Here is a 21667-nt window from a genome sequence, read left to right on the forward strand (position 1 = left end):
TGTCTTTTTTAGTTTAAAAAAGTATCTTTGTTCTGAAAAATATCGGTAAATGAAAATACATTTTATAGCGATAGGTGGAAGTGCCATGCATAATTTGGCTTTGGCCTTGGCTCAAAAAGGCTACACTGTTACAGGTTCTGATGATGCAATTTTTGAACCCTCCCTCTCAAGATTAAAAAAACAAGGTATAGCACCCAATTCATTGGGGTGGTTTCCCGACAAGATTACTCCGGATATAGATGCAGTAATTTTGGGAATGCATGCACATTCAGATAATCCCGAACTTCAAAAAGCAAAAGAATTAAATTTAAAAATTTATTCATATCCTGAATTTTTATACGAACAATCTAAAAATAAAACCCGAGTAGTTATCGCAGGTTCTCATGGTAAAACCACGATAACCTCTATGGTTCTTCATGTACTTAAGTATCATCAGGTAGATGTTGATTATATGGTTGGTGCTCAGTTGGAAGGATTTGATACCATGGTGAAGCTCACAGATACTAATGAATTTATGATTTTAGAAGGGGATGAATATTTATCTTCACCGATCGATTTACGTTCAAAATTTCTTTTGTACCAACCTAATATAGCTTTACTCAGCGGGATCGCCTGGGATCATATCAATGTGTTTCCAACTTTTGAGTCTTATAAGCAGCCCTTCCTAAATTTTGTAAATACGATAAGTCAAGGAGGTGCTTTAATTTATAATGAAGAAGATAAAGAAGTTGTAGAGGTAGCAGAACAATCGAGTAACTATCTGAAAAAGTTTCCTTATCATACACCCAATTATGTAATTAAAGATGAAAAAGTATATCTTCAAACTTCTGAAGGAGAATTACAATTGTCGTTATTTGGTAGACATAACCTTTTGAATTTAGAAGGTGCACGATTGGTTTGTAATCAAATAGGTATACAAAATGATGCGTTTTATGAAGCAATACTATCATTTAAAGGTGCTTCACGAAGATTGGAAAAAATATACGAAACAAATGAATATATAGTATATAAAGATTTTGCACATGCACCTTCTAAAGTAATGGCAACGGTCAAAGCGGTTAAAGAAAATTTTTCCAATAAACGACTGGTAGCTTGTTTAGAACTCCATACATATAGTTCACTAAACCCTGAATTTTTAAAACAATACAAAAACACATTAGACAAAGCTGATGAGGCACTTGTTTTTTATAGTGAAGATGCTTTAAAAATCAAAAGGATGGAACCAATTTCAAAAGAACTGATTATAAATTCTTTCGAAAAAAATAATTTACAAGTCTTTACAGATCCTGTTTTACTAGAGAATTATTTAAAAGAAATCGATAAAAATAACAGTATTTTTTTAATGATGAGTTCCGGAAATTACGGTGGAATCAATTTGGACTCAATTTTTAAATAAAAACAAGATTCACTAACTCATAAAAATCTTTCTTTCGGAAAGATTTTTTTATACAATGAATATTATAAGTTTTTTATAAAGGATAAATATTCATCTATGCTTTTATCCAAAGTACCATTATCGGCTGCATAATAAGAATTATATAACATATAATATCCCCTAAAATTTGAATTAACATAGGCTGCCGTGAGTTTAATAGGTAAAATTAAATCTTCCAAATTCAGATTTTTATTATCTTTAAGATCGTCTTCACTTATACCGGCAGACAATGCTAATGCAATTTTTTTATCTTTTAATTTATCTCCTTTAGATCCATATGCCCAGCCATAAGTAAATACCTCATCGATCCAACGTTTTATTAAACCGGGTACATTAAACCAATATATTGGATATTGTAAAATTAAGTTTTCATGTTTTTCAATTAACTTTTGTTCTTTTTGAACATCAATTTTATAATCCGGATATTCATAGCAAAGATTATGAATTGTAAAATCTTTCGGATATTTTTTTAATTCTTCGGACCATCTTTTATGAATAATCGATTGATTTAAATTTGGGTGACCATTGATAATTAATGTTTTCATCTTTTTTAATTTGATTATAGTTTTTGTAAATTATATATTGTAATTATTGTAAATGTACTAATTTGTAATCAAATTTAATATAATTATGAATCAATATTTGCTAAAAAATAAATAGATGAATAATTTAGATTTCAATAATTATTAGTACTTAACCAATATAAATAAATATAATATGAAAAATAAAGAAGTATAAATGATTATACTTAAAATAGTGTATATTTTAAACTTTTGAATAAAAAAGGAAATCAGACTATATTTTTAGTAAGTAAGGATTAATTCAAAATGTGACTAAAAAACTTGAAATTATTTCAATAATTCAATAGCTTGTTTTCTTGCGTTTTCTGTAATATCAGAACCGCTTATTAACTGAGCAATTTCCTCAATCCTTTCCTCATGATTCAGTAAACGTATTTGAGTTTGTGTTTCCCCCGATTTTTCCGTTTTTTCGACCTTAAATTGACTGTTTCCTTTTGCTGCGACTTGAGGCAAATGAGTAATGGCAATTAATTGCATGGTTGAAGCCATTTGCTGCATTAATTTTCCCATTTCATTAGCAATACGTCCTGAAACCCCCGTATCAATTTCATCAAGAATTAAAGTAGGTAATGCTTCTTTCTCAGACATAATTTTTTTTATTGCTAACATTACGCGTGATCGTTCACCTCCCGATATGGCTTTAGCTATAGGCTGTAAGGACATGCCGGCATTAGCGGAAAATAAAATATTGACGATATCTGTACCGTTTGCAGTAAATTGATCTGTTTTTTGTATGGAAATTTCAATTTTAGATTTTTCCATTCCTAAATGTGAAAGAATAGTGAGTATTTTGTTTTCTAATTCAGGAACATGTGTCTTTCTTTTAGTATGAAGATCCTGAGCCCATTTAGTAAGTTCTGAAGAAAGTGTTTTTATAGTATCTTGACAGGCTTGGATTTGATTTTCCAAATTCATCAAATCAGAGGTATCTTTAGATAAAGACTCTCTAATTTGTTTTAATTCCTCTATAGTGGTTACTTTATGCTTCGCATATAAAGAATGAATTAAATCAACTTTTTGAGTAAGTTCTTCATAACGCAGCGGACTAAAGTCTAATTTTTCAAGGAAAAACTCGGATTCTGCTGATATATCTTGTAATTCCAACTTAACGCTGCTGATTCTTTCAGATAATTTCATTAAATCCGTTGAATACTGCGACCCTTTATCCATGCGCGAAGATACTTCTCGTAATTGATTTAAAATCCCTATTTCATCATTATCTAAGATTTGTTTAACTTCAGTTAAGATTTGAGCTAAATATTCTGAATTTTTCAACAAATTCAGTTCATTTTCCATTTCAACAAAATTGATGGAATCTAACTGGGCCGTAATTAACTCTTCTAATAAATAGTTTTTATAATCAACTTCTTCATTACCTGAAAGTAATTTTTTCTTTAGCGAGGTAAGCCTTGAATTTTCAAATACGTATTTTTGATAAGCTTTTTGATACTCTTTCAAATCTGAAATTGCATCGGAATAATTATCCAATATATGTAATTGATATTTTTCATTCATCAGATCCGAAGTATCAAATTGAGAATGAATATCGATGAGTTTTTCAGTTAGCGAATGTAATACAGATAGGGTAACCGGAGTATCATTAATAAATGCTCTAGATTTACCTGAAGGTAAAATTTCTCTTCTAATAATAGTAATAGAATCGAAATCCAATTCATTTTGAATAAAAAAGTCAGAAAATAGTTCGCGATCAAGAGTGAATTCCGCTTCAACAAAGCATTTTTCATCAGCATTTTTCAAAGATTTGTAATCTGCCCGCTCGCCTAAAACTAATTTTAATGCTCCCAGAATTATGGATTTACCGGCACCGGTTTCGCCTGTAACAGTTATCATACCGGAAGGAAAGTCAATATCCAGGATATCTATCAACGCATAATTACGAATTGATAAATGAGATAGCATAAATTTCTAATTTTTAATTTTATTCCAGTATTCGTTACTGTTGATTGGATTGATTTTTTGTAACAGAGTTTTCAATTCTGAAATGTTTATTGAAGTAACCGGAGTTCCGCCTGAAAATATATTGGCTATTTCTTCACGTTTTGCAGTTAAGAAAAGATCTAAAGGATAAAACTGATAATTGGAAGAATATTCATTTAATTTCATTAAATAAGTAGCAATGTGAGTTTTAGCTTGTAATTCATTAGAAGACATTACATCTAATCCTAAACGATGATAATTATAAGAAATATTTCTTAACATTTTTGCTTTATCATTTATAAGATCGGAAATAAGAGATCCTCGGGTTCTAGGACCGTCAAAAGTATTCCACCCGTTGTATCCTTGATTGATGGAATTATCTGCAATTTTTTGAGCTTTATCAAAGTATTCATTTCCTCCGTATCGTGAAAATGTGTCTGCGTCATATCCTAAGATCATATAAATATAATAGGCAATAACATCAGTTAAATTTTTTCCGCTGAATCGGGATTCATTAAATACTAAATTTTCGGATTCTAGATAATTAAAGGTAAAATCGGTATCTTGATAATTTAACACCGGTGTGATATAAGAAGAATTATAAACCGGTCTGTTGGATTGAATTAATAAGGTAGCTTTAAATTTATCTGTTGAAATTCTTTCCTCAATAATGATTCCGAACGAACATTTAATTCGTTCCTGCATAGATAATTTTTTACCCTGAACCCAATCCGTATTGTTGATAAATTCTTTTAAATCTTTTTTCAAGGTAGTAAAAACTTGATTGTTTGATCCTTGAACTTTACTGTAATCAATATTAACATCAGCCAATAATTGTTGGCAAGTAGCAAACAAAGGTAAAAACAGCAATAGAGTAATTAAAGATATATGTTTCATAAATCAGGTTTTAATTCTTTCATGAATAGATTTTAAAATATTTTCAGCAACTTTTTCTTTGGTTTGAAGATCAAAATACTCTATACCTCCCTTGTTATCTAAAATAGTTATTTTATTGGTATCGTAAGAAAAGCCTGCGCCTTTATCCTGTAAAGAATTTAAAACAATCATATTTAAATTCTTTTTGTTCAATTTAGTAAGAGCATTTTCTTCTTCATTATTCGTTTCAAGAGCAAATCCCACTAAAAATTGGTTACTTTTGGTTTTACCTAACTCTAAAAGTATATCTTTATTTTTTAATAAGGGTAAAGAAAATGATTCTTCATTTTTCTTAATTTTCGTTTTAGATACAGTTTCAGGTCTATAATCGGCTACAGCTGCGGCCATAATAACAATATCTGTATTCTGATAATGTTCCGTTACTTTTTGATACATTTCTTCAGAAGACATAACATCTATTCTTTTAATGGAAGAATAATGCGAAAGTTTTTGACAAGTAGGACCGGATACTAAGGTAACTTCAGCCCCTAATTTCTCGGCTGCTTTAGCTATTTCAAAACCCATTTTACCTGAAGAATGATTGCCTATAAAACGTACCGGATCAATAGGTTCATAGGTAGGACCGGCAGTAATCAATAGTTTCTTTTTATAAAAAATTAACTCTTTTCGTATATAATTTTCAATAAAGTCTAAAATTTCTTCCGGCTCTGCCATTCTTCCTTCACCTTCCAATCCACTGGCAAGTTCGCCCTTATTTGGAGGTATTAAAATATCTCCTTTTTGTTGAAGTTTCTTAATGTTTTCCTGATTGTATGGATTTTTGTACATATCCAAATCCATTGCAGGAGCAAAAAAGACTGTGTTTTTTGCAGACAAATAAGTTGCTAAAGCCAGATTATCAGCTTCGGCACTGGCCATTTTAGATAATGTATTAGAGGTAGCAGGTGCTACTACTAAATAATCGGCATGTAAAGCTAAATCTACATGGTTGTTCCATTCTCCGGTGTTTCCTTCAAAAAATTGAGTATATACCGGTTTTTTGGAAAGAGTAGATAAAGTTAAGGGAGTAATAAAATTATGGGCCTTAGGGGTCATAATTACCTGCACTTCACAACCTCTTTTCATGAAAAGCCTTACAAGGGAAGCAGTTTTATAAGCAGCTATGCCACCTGTAATAATTAAAACGATCTTTTTCCCTTCTAAAACCGACATTTGTAAAAATGGATATTAGGCGTCTGTTTTTCTAAAATAAACTTCGTTATCTAACCATTCTTGAATGGCAATTAACGTTGGTTTAGGTAATCTTTCGTAATATTTTGAAACTTCGATTTGTTCTCTGTTTTCGAATACTTCATCTAGAGAATCGCTATTAGAAGCAAATTCATCTAATTTTTGGTTTAAATCATTTTTAATAAAGGTATTGATTTGTTCAGCTCTTTTACCTATGATTACTATGGCTTCATAAATGTTACCTACTTTACTCTCAATTTGTTGTCTGTTGAAAGTAATGGTTGTGTTGGGTGCATTTAATTCTTTTAAATTCATATTTTGATGGTGTATAATTAGTTAACTTATTTTATTTTTTCGCTCTTTTTCTGCTGATTTTAATTTATCTTCCGATTGATCTTTTGCTTCATTAATGCTTTTTTCTTTGTTCTGATATACAATTCTGGCATTTTCCAATCGATTATTCAATCTTTTAGCTTCGTCCAAATATTCAGATTTTGGAAATAATTTGCAAAAGTTGTTATATGAATTAACCGCATCATTGATTCGTTCATTTTGCAATCTATGAATGGAATTAACTGCTAATTCAGTTTTTGCTCTTAAAGAATAAATTAAGATATCTTCACGCAATTTAGTATCCGGAAAATCGCTTAATACATTATCAAAAGAAATAATTGCGGCTTTATATTCTGTTACTTTATATAAAGTTTTAGCATTTTCAAAGGCTTTCTTTTCCAACTTTCTTGTCAAATCGTCCATCATTCGGTTGCATTCTGCAATCTTATCCGAGTTTGGATACGTATCAATATAGAGTTGTAATTCTTTTAACGCATCACGAGTATTCGTTTGATCCAAATTATAATCAGGAGAGTCTGCATAATAACAATAAGCAGCCATAAATGCAGCTTCATCTGCTCTAGTATCTTTAGGATACGACATTACAAAATTTTTAAACTGATGAGCCGCAAGTCTGTAGTTTTTATCCAGGTAATTCAAATAAGCTGTTCGATAAGAAACTTCAGGAGCTTCATCTGTTCCTACTATAAATTTGTTTGCATACTCGTATAAGCTAATGGCTTGAGAATATTTTTTTCTTTGTTCATATTCTTCAGCAACCTTTAATATCAAGTCTTTATCAGTACTTTTCAAAGCTTGATTTAATCTTCTCTCACAACTAATTAAAAGGAGAAATGACAAACCTAGTAGAGGTATTTTTTTCATCTAACTACAAAATTACATCTTTTTATAATTTAAAACAAATAAATAACATTTATTGATATAAATGATACCTAAAAGTAAACAGCTAATAAATAGGTCGATAAACCCTTATTGCAATAAAATTTAAGCTAAGATGGATAGGTTTTCTAATTCTTTTTCTATTTTTTCAATGAGATTAGAAGACGCAGGAGTCAATGGTAAACGTGTATAGGGTTTACAAATTCCTTTAAGAGATAATAATGCTTTTATACCGGAAGGGTTACCTTCAGCAAAGATAAGTTCAAACAGTTTTTTAATTTTATAATGAATTTTATACGCATCATCGACTTTCCTTTCTAATGCCAGTTGCATCATTTGAGAAACTTCATGAGGAAGAGCTTGACCTAAAACAGATATAACTCCCAAACCTCCTGCTAATACCATAGGTAAAGCCAATTCATCATCTCCGGAAATCACCATAAAATCAGATGGTTTATCTTTAATAATTTGTGTGGACTGTAAAAAGTTTGGGCTTGCTTCTTTAATTCCCAAAATATTTGAGCAGTCTTGAGCTAATCGTAGGGTTGTTCCAGCTTCAATGTTAGAGCCGGTTCTCCCGGGAACATTATATAGTAGTATAGGTTTGTTGCTGTTTTCTGCTATGCTTTTATAGTGAAGGTAAATTCCTTCTTGGGAAGGTTTATTGTAATAAGGAGAAACGGAAAGTATTGCCGTAAAATCTTCCAGATCGGTTGTACGAACTTGATGTAATATATCTGCCGTATTATTTCCACCTATACCCAAAACCAAAGGTAATCTCTTGTTGTTACTCTTTTTTACGCAATCAATTACCTGTTTTTTTTCTTCTGAGTTTAAAGTAGCATTTTCGGCAGTAGTACCCAAAATTACTAGGTAGTTGGTGCCGCCTTCAATATTGTAATTTACTAATTTTTCTAAGGATGGAAAATCAACCGTCCCATCTTCGCAAAAAGGTGTAATCAAAGCCACACCTAATCCTTGTAATGATTTCATAAGAGTAACATTTTTGTCTTTATACTATAAAAAGTAAAAATACTATTAATTATTGAAATATGTAAAAAAATGAATGATAGATATAACTATTTTATGGCCTTAAAAATAAGCATCTTACAAATTCGATAAGAAGTCTAAAGTATCAACGCCATCTGCATAATCATCTATTTTAGGATTTTGAGCCTGTCCGGGAGCTACTGTTTTAAATTGTTGATAAGGTTGGGCACTCACTACGCATTGTAGAGAATCGGCATGCTGAGAGATAAATTTTTCAAGTTCTGAGTCATCCGAATACGTACTGTAATATAGAGTGCCTATAGGACTAAATAAATTTCGAGATTCTTTCAATAGTATAAAGTTATTATCCCAAAACAGTTCTTGATTCATTAGATAAATCGCTTTGTTATAATCGTAATTATTCGAATATTTGGTATGATTAATACAATCTTGATAGGAAATAAAAACTTTGAAGAGTTTATTAATATCATAATTTTCAGGAATGAAAAGTTGAGTAACACTTCTGCATCCTAAACCAAAATAAGAAAATACATCATCAGCCAGGCCGTGCAAATCTTCTTTCGATTCATTCCCATTAAGTATAGCGATTGATGTTCTATTTTTACGTATTATATGCGGTATATCTTTAAAATAATATTCAAAATATCTGGCAGTATTGGTAGTACCGGTAGTAATAACCGCATCACAAGGAGGAAGTTTATCTACCCATTCAAATTCCAATTCTTCACAAAATTCTTTCCATAAGTTAAGTATAAAAGGGATAAGAACAGAGTCTTTAGATGATAATTTTATTTTTGCCTGATGCCCTGCCAGCAAAGTACTGATACAGTCGTGAAATCCAACCATAGGTATATTACCCGCTAATACCAATCCAACTGTTTTAGATTCTTCGGATTTTATTGTATAGTTAGATAACCATTGGGTTAGTATTTCTTCAGTAAGAACATTATTCCAATAAGTCAAAACCGAAAGAATGCTGTTTTCAGTAAACCAAGGGTTTTTTATCTCAGCAAGAGAGATACTATTTTTAAATTCGGAATATGTTGGGGATTCCGCCCGGTTTTTAGTAAGAAATTGATCTAAAATATTTCTTACGGCAGCTAACGACTTTATTCTTTGATTTAAACTCATTTTTACTTATGATAAATGTGAAAAAAATTGTATAATTTTGCACAAAAGTAAATTAAAATTAAATAATGGCTATAAAAATTACGGATGAATGTATAAATTGTGGAGCTTGTGAGCCGGAATGTCCTAATAATGCAATATATGAAGGAGCTGTAGACTGGAAACTGTCTGAAGGAACAGGTTTAACCGGTATGGTAGTTACGAAAAGTGGTCTTTCAATTGATGCGGATGCTCCTCAAAAACCTATATCTGACGATATTTATTATATAGTTGCTGACAAATGTACAGAATGCGTAGGGTTTCATGAAGAACCCCAGTGTGCTGCTGTATGTCCTGTCGATTGTTGTGTTCCGGATGATGCTCATGTTGAAAGTAATGAAGAACTACACGCTAAAAAAGATTTTTTACATCCTTCTTAAAAGAAGTTGTACGCATTTACTTTATTTCTCAATAAGATAAAAACATTATATTTATTAAATAATGAAAAAATATAACTTTAGTGCAGGACCTTCTACTTTACCGGAAGAAGTTATTCAACAAGCCTCTCAGGCTGTATTGGATTTTAATAATAACGGGATCTCTTTAATTGAAATATCTCATAGAAGTAAAGATTTTATAGCTATCATGGAAGAAGCTAGATCGCTAGCTAAGAAATTAATGAAGTTGGATGATAATCATGAAGTTTTATATTTACAAGGAGGAGCCAGTTTGCAATTTTCTATGGTTCCCTATAATCTGCTTAAGTCGAAAGCGGCTTATGTTGACAGCGGAAATTTTGCATCTATGGCAATTAAAGAAGCAGAAAAAATCGGTAATATAGAAGTTATTGCTTCATCTAAACAAGATAAATATACCTATATTCCTAAAGATTATGTGGTACCCTCTGATGCTGATTATTTACATATAACCACTAATAATACGGTTTACGGAACAGAAATAAAAACATTTCCTGATACTGATATACCTTTAGTATGTGATATGTCATCGGATATTTTAAGCAGGAATATCGATTACAATAAATTTGCTGTATTGTATGCAGGTGCTCAAAAAAATCTTGGTCCGGCAGGAGTTACCCTGGTTGTTGTAGATAAAAGATTATTGGGAAAAACAGGAAGAAATTTACCTTCTTATTTAGATTATGAAGTTCATATTGCCAAAGAAAGCATGGCTAATACTCCACCCGTTTTTGCAGTGTACACCACCTTATTAAATTTACGCTGGTTGGAGAAACAAGGAGGAACAGGAGGCATTGAGAAAAAAAATAAAGAAAAGGCGGAATTGTTATATAATGAAATCGATCGAAATCCGTTATTTAGAGGTGTTTGTGTGAAAGAAGACAGATCGCCTATGAATGTATGTTTCTTTTTGAACGATGAAGAAAAACATAAAGCCCGATTTGATCAAATGTGGAAAGATGCAAATATTGTAGGTGTGGGAGGATACAGAACAGTAGGAGGATACAGAGCCAGCATTTACAATGCCATGCCTTTAGAGGGGGTGCAAGTGTTAGTTAATGTTATGAAAGAACTTGAAAAAACCGCTTAAAAATTAATTTAATAGTATTACAATGAAAATATTACCTAACGATGGCATTTCTTTATCTGCGATCGAATTTTTAGAAAAAGAAGGACATGAAGTTTTAAACCATAAAGTAGCTCAAGAACAATTAGCTAACTTTATAAATGATAACAACATTGATGTATTATTAGTTAGAAGTGCTACTCAGGTACGAAAAGAACTGATAGATCAGTGTCCGTCAATAAAAATTATTGGTAGAGGAGGAGTAGGCATGGACAATATAGATGTACAATATGCCAAAGAAAAAAGAATTCATGTAATTAATACTCCGGCTGCATCTTCCAGATCTGTCGCAGAATTGGTGTTTGCACATATGTTTAGCCTATACAGATATTTGCAAGATTCTAATCGTAACATGCCTTTAGAAGGAGACACGAATTTTGCAGCATTAAAAAAGTCTTATTCAGGAGCTATGGAGCTTGGAGGTAAAACTTTAGGAGTTATCGGTTTCGGACGAATCGGGGTGGAAGTTATCAAAATAGGATTGAGTTTAGGAATGAAAATATTGGTTTCTGATGTAAATGACATCACTAAAACAATTACATTGGATTTCTTTGACGGTCAACAAGTTCATTTTGAAATATCCACAGTTCCTATGGAAGAAGTCATTAAAAATTCTGATGTTATTTCTGTACATATTCCTAAACAAAATAAATATATAATTGGAGAAGCAGAACTAAATAAAATGAAGCCAAATGCAATTATTGTAAATGCTTCAAGAGGGGGGATTATCGATGAAGTAGCCTTAATTAATGCCTTAAATGAAGATAAAATATTCGGAGCGGCATTAGATGTTTTTGAAAAAGAACCTAAACCCGAAATTACTTTATTAATGAACCCTAAACTATCTTTATCTCCACATATAGGAGGAAATACCAAAGAAGCTCAAGAAAGGGTAGGTATGGAATTAGCTGATCAAATTATTGAATTAGCAAAAAAATAGTATTGTAAACAATATACATTAAAAATTTTATTTAGTTCTTACATTGTTCTTAAATGGTCTTATATGTTAAGTTTTAAACCTTTTAAAGGAATACATGCTAAAGAGGAAGATATCAAAGATTTTCCCATGTATTCGCCGGATATATATTCTGATGAGCAAATAAGAATGAAACTAAGAGGCAAAACTCCTTCTTATATCGATCTTATTAAACCGATTTTTTTCAAAGGAGAAAGTCCTTTGGAAAATCGTTTAAAAAAGATAAGAAAAAGGTATGAGGATTATGTGAAAGACAATTTGCTTGATCATGATCCTGCCTCATTTTATATTTATGAGCAGAAAAAAAAATCCGGAGAAACCTTTAGAGGAGTTATAGGATTAATCTCTGTGGATGATTTTAAAGGAAAAAATATAAAAGTACCTTCGCCTACTAATGAAACAAAAGTCAATGGATTTACCCAATTTTTAGATACCACCTATTTGCAAACTAATCCGATATTACTTTGTTATGAATCCAATTCCAAAATAGAGATATTAATGGATTTAGAAATGAAAAGTAAACCATTTATCCATTTTGAGGATGAAATGGAGGTTTCACATAGATTATGGAGAATAGATAACCGATTAAAATTATCACAATTTAAAGACGTTGTTTCCAATTTGCCTTCTTTATATTTAGCCGATGGATATTACCGGTTGATGGGAGCTATAAAACACTCAGAAAAGATTAAAGATAAGAGTAAAACTAAAAATTTCTTATTTGACCAAAACCATCAAGTATTATCTTTATTAGTTTCAGGTCAAAACTTAAAAATTATAGAATATAATAGATTAATAAAATCACTAAACGGCTTATCAAAAAAAGATATTTTCTCAAAACTGGAAGAACATTTTACTGTTAATCATAAAGGCAAAGAACCCTATTTTCCCTCACATAAACATCATATAAGCATGTATATGGACGGAGAGTTTTTTGGTTTATACATTAAACACGAATTTAGGGGAATGAAGGAAGGATTAGGTACTATTGATACGTATTTATTTAATACCTTTATCTTAGAAAAGATCTTTAATATAAAGGATTCCAAGCAAGAAATGAATTTAGTATCTTATATAAAAGGTTCCAACGGTATTGAAGGGATAAAAAAAATAAAAGAAGAAGTAGATAAGGGTGATTTTACTATAGGATTTGGTTTTTATCCTCCTTCATTTTCCGACTTACAAAAAGTATTGGAATTAGGAGAAAAATTACCCGATAAAATCACCTATATTGAACCTAAATTTCCTACGGGTATGATTATGGTAAACATGAAATAAATAATAATAAATTATTATAATCAAAATTCATATCCATGAGTCGATGGATAAAATTTTGTAATTATCCAAACTCAATTAATCTTTCATTGATTGTATTTGACCGGCATAAGGGGAGTCATCAATAATTTTCCAATTATTAAGTTTTACCATGTTATACAATTCTTTCAGATTGGAAATTAACTGTTTTTTAGCTAAAGATTGTATATTAGATTTTTGAACTTCTTTAGTTATATCTTTTTTCCCTTCTTCCATTACTTCATTAAGTTCAGATTTTGAAAAATCATTTAAAAAACCGGTTTCCATATTATAAATTTCAACATCGGGATATACATGTAATTCGGGATCGGGTATTGACAAAATATGTACTGTTTTATGAGCTGAGTCTACCTCAATTTTCATCTTTTTCATATCATACGTTACTTGAGCCATGGCAGTAATGTACAATACAATATTTTTATTTAGAAAATCAAAATATTTAGGATTAAAATTATTATACTTTTTAGTCTTAAATGAAGAATAATTTTGTTCAATAACAATCATTTTATTCAAACGCTGAATTTCATGATTTATAATTCTGGTTTCAGATTTTACATTTTCTTTACCCGATTGTCTTAAAATAAATATAAATAGTAATAAACCTAAGATTAAAAATACTATGGATATAAAATATTTTTTTAAAAATTTAAGGATTATCATTATATATTTTTTAGTGTTAATAATAGTGCATAAATCATGCAAAAAGATAATAAAATAAAAAACAATTTAAGGCATGAATGGAATAATTTTTATGTAGAATTTTTGTTCGATTTAAACAATAGTATATTAATATACTATTGTTTAAATTCTTTTCCTGTAAGAATTTTGTATAAATCTAATTCCAGGGATTCATTTGGAGATTCAACTATTCTACCAATTTCTATATCGCGACGTTTAGGGTTGTGATTGGCTTTATAGAGTATAAAAGTCGGTATACTAACTATATTTTTTTGATTTTGTTCGCCATACAAACTCTCTTTTTTACGATTTAAAGCATAAAGTTTTAATTTTCTTTGAGGATAATTGGTTACATCCAGGATTTTTAAAAATCGAGGAAGTTGCTCATGAGTGTCACTGCACCAAGTACCAAAATATATTTCAATGTTATAAATTTTTATTTTATTTTTTATTTTATTTATAACATTACGATCAGGAACATAAGAATTATATTCGTCCGTATACCATGTACTGAAATCGGATTGTTTCAAAGCATCTCGAGTTATTTGACCAAATAAAATAGTTTCGCCCTCGGAATCAGTTAGTTTTTTATTAACAATCATTTTATCGGATGTTCTACAACTTATAAGTATAGTTAAAATAAATATAAAAATAAGGGATTGTTTTAACTTCATATAAATATAATTTTGGTAAATATACAAATCTCCATCTATTATCTTAAAAAGAATAGTTCAAACATTTAATATATCATTATTCCACAAAATTTAATTTAAGAATATCAATAATATAAAATATATTATTTAAGTATTAAATTATTTATTCTTAAGCATTAAAATAAATAATAAAAGATAATGCTTGCTAGTTTATCGTAAATAATCTAATATATTGTTCTTATGCTATGTGCTGTAAATTCATGCTTTCCCGTTTAGATAGGGTATTAATAGATGTTTATTCCAAAACAGCTATAGGAATTATCATTTCTTCAAGTGAAATTCCACCATGCTGGTAAGTATCCTTATAATAATTAACATAATGATTATAATTTTTAGGATAAGCAAAAAACTTATTTTCTTTAGCAAAAATATATTTTGAATTTAGGTTAACTTTTGGTAAAAAATAATCTTCCGGATCATTCACAGCAAAAACATCTTTTTCATCGTATTGTAAGTTTTTTCCTAATTTATATCTAAGGTTAGTGGATGATTCTTTATCTCCGATTACTTTACTAGGCTTTTTCACATAAATGGTCCCATGATCGGTGGTAATGATCAATTTAAATCCTTCCTCAGCGGCGGATTGAATAATTTTTAATAAACTTGAATTTTCAAACCAGGTATAAGTTAATGATCGGAACGTTTTGTCATCCCTGATTAATTCATTGACAATATTATTATTGGTTTTTGCGTGAGAAAGAATATCTATAAAGTTATAAACGATAGTGATAAAATCAGCATTACTGCTGTGATGTTTAAATTCATCAGAAATTTTTTTCTCAAATTCTGCATTTAAAATTTTAAAATATTTATTTCTGATATTTTTTAGTCCTAAACGCTGAAGCTGAGCGGTTAATAATTCACTCTCATATTGATTCTTATGTTCTTCATCATTCTCGCCTATCCAATATTGAGGAAATTTTTTTTCAATCTCTAAAGGTAGTAAACCGGCAAAAAAAGAATTTCTTGCATATTGGGTAGCTGAAGGAAGAATGCTGAAATAGGATTTCTCAGTTATAGAATTATAATACTTAGAAAATAAAGGTTCAATAATTTTCCATTGATCATAACGCAAATTATCAATCATTAGAAGCAAAACCTTTTGATGATTATTAATCACCGGTCTAACGACATCATTGAATGCAGTATGAGTCATAATCGGTTTTTGTTCAGAATGCAACCAATCATGATAATTATTTTCTATGAATTTTGCAAACAAACTGTTTGCTTCATCCTTTTGATTACTTAAAATAGCACTCATTTCAACATCGGAAAGTTTATCAAAACTAATATCCCATTGAATAAGTTTTAAATAAAGTTGTATCCAATCTTCATACGATTGAGCATACATTAAGTCCATTGAAATCTTTCGAAATTCTTGTTGATAATTTTGAACCGTTTTTTTCTCGATTATCTCATCGCTTTTAAGTATTTTCTTTAAACTTATCAATACTTGATTGGGATTAACAGGCTTAAGGATATAATCTGTGATTTTTTCGCCAATAGCTTCTTCCATAATATCTTCAGCTTCATTTTTCGTTACCATAATTACAGGTAAATTCGATTTTATTTCCTTAATCTTTTGTAGAGCTTCTAAACCGCCAATACCGGGCATATTTTCATCAAGCAGAACTGCGTCAAAATTGTTTATGGGAATCAGTTCTAAGGCCTCAGCTGCATTGTTGACATAAATAACCTCATATCCTTTGTTTTTTAAAAAAATTATATGAGGTTCCAATAGTTCTATTTCGTCATCAATCCATAATATTTTTTTACCCATGCCTATATAGTTATTTATTTACATTAATTTTGCATTAATGTACAAAAAATATGCCTATTGGAAAAAATAAATAAGAGGAAAATTTTTAATGATCCGGTATTAGGATTTGTTTCCATATCCGATGATTTACTATTTGATATCATTGAACATCCCTATTTTCAGAGGTTACGACGGATATCTCAAACAGGCTTAAGCTATTATGTTTATCCCGGTTCTACACATTCGAGATTCCTACATGCCTTAGGGTGTATCAATTTAATGCAAATTACCCATAAAGTCCTTAAAGATAAAGGCGTTAAAATTTCTAAAGAAGAAGAAAGAGCCTCTTTAATAGCTATATTATTACATGACATAGGACATGGACCTTTTTCCCATGCACTAGAATCAACATTATTGGAAGGAATACATCACGAAAAACTTTCAATCATTTTTATGAAATTATTAAATGAGGAATTTAATAATGAATTATCATTGGCAATTGATATTTTTTTAAATAAATATCCTCGTAAATTTTTTCATCAGTTAATTTCAAGTCAAATAGATTTAGATCGATTGGATTATCTAAAAAGAGATAGTTTCTTCACCGGAGTTTCTGAAGGTAATGTAAATTCAGAAAGGATTATAACTATGATGAATGTAGTTAATGATGAATTAGTAATTGATGGTAAAGGAATCTATTCTATAGAGAAATACTTGACATCAAGAATGTTTATGTATTGGCAGGTATATTTCCATAAAACATCGGTAACTGCAGAAATATATTTAATTGAAGCTTTAAAAAGAGCCAAACAATTGGTAAAAAAAGGTAAAAATGTTCCTTCTTCCGATGTTTTGCAATATTTTTTGGAAAAATCTGACTTTGTTGAAATTAATAAAATGGACTTGGAGAAATTTGCTCAGCTTGATGATTCTGATGTAATTTCAGCCTTGAAATTATGGCAGTCTCACGAAGACAAAACATTGAGTTTATTAAGTCAATTCATTATTCAAAGAAAATTACCCTCTTCACTTATAATTTCAGAACCTATTTCAAATGAAAAAGTAGAACAAATAAAAAATGAAGTTAAAAAATTATATTCCGTACAAGATGCAGGGTATTTTGTACACCAAAAAGAGTTAAGTGTATTAGCATACAACGATACCAAAGACCCGATCAAATTACTTTTAAAAAATGGGGAAATTTTGGAATTACAAAAAGCAGATAATCAAGTCTTAGTTAAAGATTTAAGAAAGAAAATAACTCGTTATCATATATGTATACCCAGAGAAATTAGTGGTGTTAAATAAAGATTTTTATAATCATAATAAAATGTTTACATTTGCCAATCATGGAATTTAGCGCTGAACAAGTAGCAAATTTAGTAAATGGGGTTATAAAAGGTAACCCCCAGGAAAAAGTATCTTATATATCTAAAATAGAAGATGGTAAGCCCGGTACCATAACCTTTTTAGGAGGAGAAAAATATCAGGAATATTTAAAAGATACCAAAGCTTCTATTGTTATTATATCAAAAGAACTATTACCGAAGGACATTTCCAATTTACCAACTATTATTGTTGTGGAAAATGCATATTCAGCTTTCAATAAATTATTGACAATTTATAATGAGATGAAAATAAAAAAACAGGGTATTGAAAGTCCTGTATTTATATCTCAATCTGCAAATTTATCGGAAGATGTTTATGTAGGGGCATTTGCTTATATATCAAATCATGTAAAAATAGGTAACAATACTAAAATTTACCCTCATGTATTCATAGGTGAAAATGTTAGTATCGGAGATAATTGTTACTTAGGTCCCGGAGTTAAAATTTATGATGATTGTGTAATAGGAAATAATTGTTCTATTCATGCAGGAACTATAATAGGAGGAGACGGTTTTGGATTTCAGCCAACAAGCGAAGGATACGAAAAAGTACCCCAATTAGGTAATGTTATTATTGAAGATAATGTAGAAGTAGGATCGAATTGTTCTATTGACCGAGCCACCATAGGATCAACAATTATCAAAAAAGGAGTTAAATTAGATAATTTAATACAAGTAGCACATAATGTAGTAATTGGAGAACATACAGTTATAGCAGCTCAAGCAGGTATAGCAGGTTCTTCAAAATTAGGAAAATGGAGTATGATCGGTGGACAGGTAGGAATTTCCGGACATCTAAATGTAGGAAATAGAGTTATAGTTCAAGCACAAAGCGGGATAACTAATGATGTAGAAGATGACCAAAGACTATTCGGTTCTCCTGCAATACAATATTTAAAATATCAAAAAAGTTTTATATACTTTAAAAAACTTCCTGAAATAGTCAATAGATTAGAGAAGTTAGAAAAAGGTAAAAAGTAAATCTTTAACTAGTAATTTATATAAAATGTCAGATAAGCAAAAGACACTTAAACAGGAGTTTACATTAAAAGGAAAAGGTTTGCATACAGGTAAAGAAGTTGTCATGACAATTAAACCTGCACCTGTAAACACAGGATTTATTTTTGTTAGGGTGGATTTGGAAGGGCAACCTACTATTGAAGCTGATGCAACCTATGTGACTTCTACTGAAAGAGGTACCGTTTTAGAAAAAAAAGGAGTAAAAATACATACTTGTGAACATGTATTAGCTGCATTAACCGGAATGGATTTGGACAATGCTTACATTGAGATGGATAGTTCAGAACCTCCTATTATGGATGGCTCATCTAAATTTTTTGTGGAAGCTATTGAAAAAGCCGGTGTAGTTGAACAAGAAGCAAATAGGGAATATTTCACAATAAAAGAAATAATTTCTTACACAGATCCGGAAACAGGTTCAGAGATTACTGCAATACCTTCCGATCACTTTGAAGTAGCTACTATGGTTGATTTTGGTACGAAAGTATTGGGAACACAAAATGCTACCATGAAAAGTATTCAAGATTTTAAATCTGATTTTGCCAATGCCAGGACCTTCAGTTTTCTTCATGAATTGGAAACTTTATTAGACTCCGGATTAATAAAAGGCGGAGATATTAATAATGCCATTGTTTATGTAGATAAAGAACTTTCACCGAACACCCTGGATAAACTAAAAGTTGTATTTAATCAGCCGGAAGTAAGTGTAAGACCTAACGGAATATTAGATAACGTGACCTTATACTATCCTAATGAAGCAGCCAGACATAAATTATTAGATGTTATTGGTGATTTAACCTTAGTAGGGGTTCGATTAAAAGCTAAAATCATAGCTACCAAACCCGGACATCATTGCAATACACAATTCGCAAAAAAATTAAATAAATTATATAAATTATTTAAAAGAAAAAATATACCCGAAATTGATTTGCAAAAAGAACCGGTATACGATATAAAAGATATCATGAGAATGCTTCCCCATCGTCCTCCATTTTTATTGGTGGATAAAATAATGGAAGTTGATGATAAACATATAATCGGAGTTAAAAACGTAACTATCAATGAACCTTTTTTTGTAGGTCACTTTCCTAATGAACCTGTTATGCCGGGAGTATTACAAATTGAAGCTATGGCTCAAACAGGAGGTATTTTTGTGCTGGAAAATGTAGACGATCCTCAAAATTACTCTACCTACTTGATTAAATTAGATAATGTGAAGCACAAAAGAAAGGTTATACCCGGAGATACCTTAATTTTTAAAATTGACTTATTAGAACCTATACGAAGAGGAATTGTACATATGCAAGGATATGGATACTGTAATGGACAAATGGTTGTTGAAGCAGAAATGATGGCTCAAGTAGCGAAAACCAAAGAAGAGAAGGAGTAGAAAAATGATTCAACCATTAGCTTTTGTACATTCCGATGCAAAAATTGCAAAGAATGTTGTTATTGAACCATTTTCATCTATTTATAAAGATGTTGAAATTGGAGAAGGAACATGGATAGGCTCTAATGTCATTATTATGGAGGGAGCTCGAATTGGAAAAAATTGTAAAATATTTCCCGGAGCAGTAATTTCAGCAGAACCTCAAGATTTAAAATATAAAGGTGAAAAATCTTTAACGATTATAGGTGATAATACTGTACTGAGAGAATGCGTTACTGTAAGTAGAGGAACTTCAGATAAAATGAAAACCGTTATAGGTGAAAATTGTCTGATTATGGCTTATTCCCATATCGCCCATGATTGCGAAGTAGGTAATAACTGTATATTCTCTAATAATACCACTTTGGCAGGACACATAACTGTAGGAGATTACGTTGTTATGGCAGGAATGACAGCCGTACATCAATTTTGTTCCATCGGTAATCATGCGTTTGTAACCGGTGGATCACTTGTAAGGAAAGATATTCCCCCTTTTGTAAAAGTTGCTAGGGATCCATTATCCTATGTTGGTATTAATTCTGTAGGACTAAGAAGAAGAGGTTTTAGTTCCGATAAAATTGCGGAAATACAAAACATATATCGAGTTATTTTTCAAAACAAATTGAATATCACACAGGCCTTATCAGTAGTAGAAGCTGAATTTGAGGCCACCCCCGAAAGAGATGAAATCATCCAATTTATACAATCAAGTATGAGAGGTGTAATGAGAGGATTTAACGCTCAAGGATTATAAAAATAGTAGTAAAAAAATTTAAATTATATATATATGGCTGGAATGGGAGATATAAAAAAGGGACTTTGTATCAATTTTAATGATGATATCTATAAAGTAATTGAGTTTTTACATGTTAAACCGGGTAAAGGCCCTGCTTTTGTAAGAACTAAATTAAAATCGTTAACATCAGGAAAAGTTGTTGATAATACCTTTTCAGCAGGTAGTAAAATAGAAGATGTAAAAGTTATTACTCGCAAATATCAATATTTATATGATGACGATCATGGCTTTCATTTCATGAACAACGACGATTTTTCTCAAATTTATATAGATAAAAATTTGATTGAAAACGCTCAATTTATGAAGGCAGGAGAGGAGGTTATGATTATCTTGAAAGAAGAAGATGAAACACCGTTGTCAGCAGAATTGCCGGCAAGTGTTATCATGGAAGTAATAGAAGCAGAACCCGGCGTTAAAGGAAATACAGCTACCAATGCGCTTAAAAATGCAATCATTGAAACCGGAGCTAAAGTTTTAGTGCCCCTATTTATTGAGGCCGGTGAAAAAATAAAAATTAATACAGATGACGGCTCTTATATCGAAAGAGTAAAAGACTAGAA

Annotated in this window: 21 protein-coding genes; 10 read left to right on the forward strand and 11 right to left on the reverse strand. The window is 30.5% G+C overall.

Going from position 1 to position 21667, the window contains the following annotated elements:
• Positions 1-49 precede the first annotated feature (49 nt).
• The gene (gene murC / locus GFV00_RS00465) at positions 50-1396 is read left to right on the forward strand and encodes a UDP-N-acetylmuramate--L-alanine ligase (RefSeq protein WP_160556750.1); all 1347 of its coding nucleotides are present in this window, start codon (positions 50-52) and stop codon (positions 1394-1396) included.
• A 62-nt stretch (positions 1397-1458) separates the two neighbouring features.
• On the opposite strand, the gene GFV00_RS00470 is transcribed toward murC, so the two are convergent.
• The 8 genes from GFV00_RS00470 to GFV00_RS00505 all read right to left on the reverse strand — a co-directional run bounded on the left by GFV00_RS00470 (position 1459) and on the right by GFV00_RS00505 (position 9456).
• Complete coding sequence (locus GFV00_RS00470) at positions 1459-1980, reverse strand: NAD(P)H-dependent oxidoreductase (protein ID WP_160556749.1); 522 nt, start codon at positions 1978-1980, stop codon at positions 1459-1461.
• A 303-nt stretch (positions 1981-2283) separates the two neighbouring features.
• Entirely contained in the window at positions 2284-3936 is a 1653-nt protein-coding gene (gene recN / locus GFV00_RS00475; protein WP_160556748.1) for a DNA repair protein RecN, read from the reverse strand.
• A 6-nt stretch (positions 3937-3942) separates the two neighbouring features.
• Entirely contained in the window at positions 3943-4851 is a 909-nt protein-coding gene (locus tag GFV00_RS00480) for a DUF4835 family protein (RefSeq protein WP_160556747.1), read from the reverse strand.
• A 3-nt stretch (positions 4852-4854) separates the two neighbouring features.
• Positions 4855-6063 carry a bifunctional phosphopantothenoylcysteine decarboxylase/phosphopantothenate--cysteine ligase CoaBC gene (gene coaBC, locus GFV00_RS00485; RefSeq protein ID WP_160556746.1) on the reverse strand — a complete coding sequence of 403 codons (1209 nt, stop codon included), beginning with the start codon at positions 6061-6063 and terminating at the stop codon, positions 4855-4857.
• Positions 6064-6078: 15 nt separating this feature from the next.
• Positions 6079-6396 carry a DNA-directed RNA polymerase subunit omega gene (locus GFV00_RS00490; RefSeq protein ID WP_160543115.1) on the reverse strand — a complete coding sequence of 106 codons (318 nt, stop codon included), beginning with the start codon at positions 6394-6396 and terminating at the stop codon, positions 6079-6081.
• Positions 6397-6417: 21 nt separating this feature from the next.
• Positions 6418-7299, reverse strand: a complete 882-nt coding sequence (locus GFV00_RS00495) for an outer membrane protein assembly factor BamD (protein ID WP_160556745.1) — start codon at positions 7297-7299, stop codon at positions 6418-6420.
• Between the two features lie 120 nt (positions 7300-7419).
• Positions 7420-8307: a 4-hydroxy-tetrahydrodipicolinate synthase gene (dapA, locus tag GFV00_RS00500; protein WP_160556744.1), complete on the reverse strand. Its 888-nt coding sequence runs from the start codon at positions 8305-8307 to the stop codon at positions 7420-7422.
• Between the two features lie 114 nt (positions 8308-8421).
• A complete protein-coding gene (locus GFV00_RS00505; protein ID WP_160556743.1) occupies positions 8422-9456 on the reverse strand; it encodes an acyl-CoA reductase in 1035 nt (344 codons plus the stop codon).
• 65 nt (positions 9457-9521) lie between these two features.
• Between GFV00_RS00505 and GFV00_RS00510 the strand changes: the two genes are divergently transcribed.
• The 4 genes from GFV00_RS00510 (at position 9522) to GFV00_RS00525 (ending at position 13288) form a co-directional block, all read left to right on the forward strand.
• On the forward strand, positions 9522-9872 hold the full coding sequence (locus GFV00_RS00510; protein ID WP_105297776.1) for a 4Fe-4S dicluster domain-containing protein: 351 nt from the start codon (positions 9522-9524) through the stop codon (positions 9870-9872).
• Positions 9873-9933: 61 nt separating this feature from the next.
• Positions 9934-10998: a 3-phosphoserine/phosphohydroxythreonine transaminase gene (serC, locus tag GFV00_RS00515; RefSeq protein WP_160556742.1), complete on the forward strand. Its 1065-nt coding sequence runs from the start codon at positions 9934-9936 to the stop codon at positions 10996-10998.
• A 22-nt stretch (positions 10999-11020) separates the two neighbouring features.
• Positions 11021-11974: a D-2-hydroxyacid dehydrogenase gene (locus tag GFV00_RS00520; protein ID WP_160556741.1), complete on the forward strand. Its 954-nt coding sequence runs from the start codon at positions 11021-11023 to the stop codon at positions 11972-11974.
• A 63-nt stretch (positions 11975-12037) separates the two neighbouring features.
• On the forward strand, positions 12038-13288 hold the full coding sequence (locus tag GFV00_RS00525; protein ID WP_160556740.1) for a DUF1015 domain-containing protein: 1251 nt from the start codon (positions 12038-12040) through the stop codon (positions 13286-13288).
• A 75-nt stretch (positions 13289-13363) separates the two neighbouring features.
• Here GFV00_RS00525 and GFV00_RS00530 read toward each other — a convergent pair whose 3' ends face one another.
• The 3 genes from GFV00_RS00530 to GFV00_RS00540 form a co-directional block, all read right to left on the reverse strand.
• Complete coding sequence (locus GFV00_RS00530; protein WP_160556739.1) at positions 13364-13984, reverse strand: DUF4230 domain-containing protein; 621 nt, start codon at positions 13982-13984, stop codon at positions 13364-13366.
• A 134-nt stretch (positions 13985-14118) separates the two neighbouring features.
• A complete protein-coding gene (locus GFV00_RS00535; RefSeq protein WP_160556738.1) occupies positions 14119-14676 on the reverse strand; it encodes a hypothetical protein in 558 nt (185 codons plus the stop codon).
• Between the two features lie 274 nt (positions 14677-14950).
• A complete protein-coding gene (locus GFV00_RS00540; protein WP_160556737.1) occupies positions 14951-16495 on the reverse strand; it encodes a bifunctional response regulator/alkaline phosphatase family protein in 1545 nt (514 codons plus the stop codon).
• 57 nt (positions 16496-16552) lie between these two features.
• Between GFV00_RS00540 and GFV00_RS00545 the strand changes: the two genes are divergently transcribed.
• The 5 genes from GFV00_RS00545 to efp are packed head-to-tail and all read left to right on the forward strand — an operon-like array spanning position 16553 to position 21665.
• The gene (locus tag GFV00_RS00545; RefSeq protein WP_160556736.1) at positions 16553-17782 is read left to right on the forward strand and encodes an HD domain-containing protein; all 1230 of its coding nucleotides are present in this window, start codon (positions 16553-16555) and stop codon (positions 17780-17782) included.
• A gap of 41 nt (positions 17783-17823) precedes the next feature.
• Positions 17824-18843: a UDP-3-O-(3-hydroxymyristoyl)glucosamine N-acyltransferase gene (gene lpxD / locus GFV00_RS00550; protein ID WP_160556735.1), complete on the forward strand. Its 1020-nt coding sequence runs from the start codon at positions 17824-17826 to the stop codon at positions 18841-18843.
• A gap of 25 nt (positions 18844-18868) precedes the next feature.
• On the forward strand, positions 18869-20272 hold the full coding sequence (locus GFV00_RS00555; RefSeq protein WP_160556734.1) for a bifunctional UDP-3-O-[3-hydroxymyristoyl] N-acetylglucosamine deacetylase/3-hydroxyacyl-ACP dehydratase: 1404 nt from the start codon (positions 18869-18871) through the stop codon (positions 20270-20272).
• A 4-nt stretch (positions 20273-20276) separates the two neighbouring features.
• Positions 20277-21065 carry an acyl-ACP--UDP-N-acetylglucosamine O-acyltransferase gene (gene lpxA, locus GFV00_RS00560; RefSeq protein WP_105297766.1) on the forward strand — a complete coding sequence of 263 codons (789 nt, stop codon included), beginning with the start codon at positions 20277-20279 and terminating at the stop codon, positions 21063-21065.
• A gap of 33 nt (positions 21066-21098) precedes the next feature.
• Positions 21099-21665, forward strand: coding sequence for an elongation factor P (gene efp, locus GFV00_RS00565; protein WP_105297765.1), 567 nt, complete (start codon positions 21099-21101; stop codon positions 21663-21665).
• The last annotated feature ends 2 nt before the right edge of the window (positions 21666-21667 follow it).

Source organism: Apibacter sp. B3935 (assembly GCF_009827705.1).
Classification (GTDB): domain Bacteria; phylum Bacteroidota; class Bacteroidia; order Flavobacteriales; family Weeksellaceae; genus Apibacter.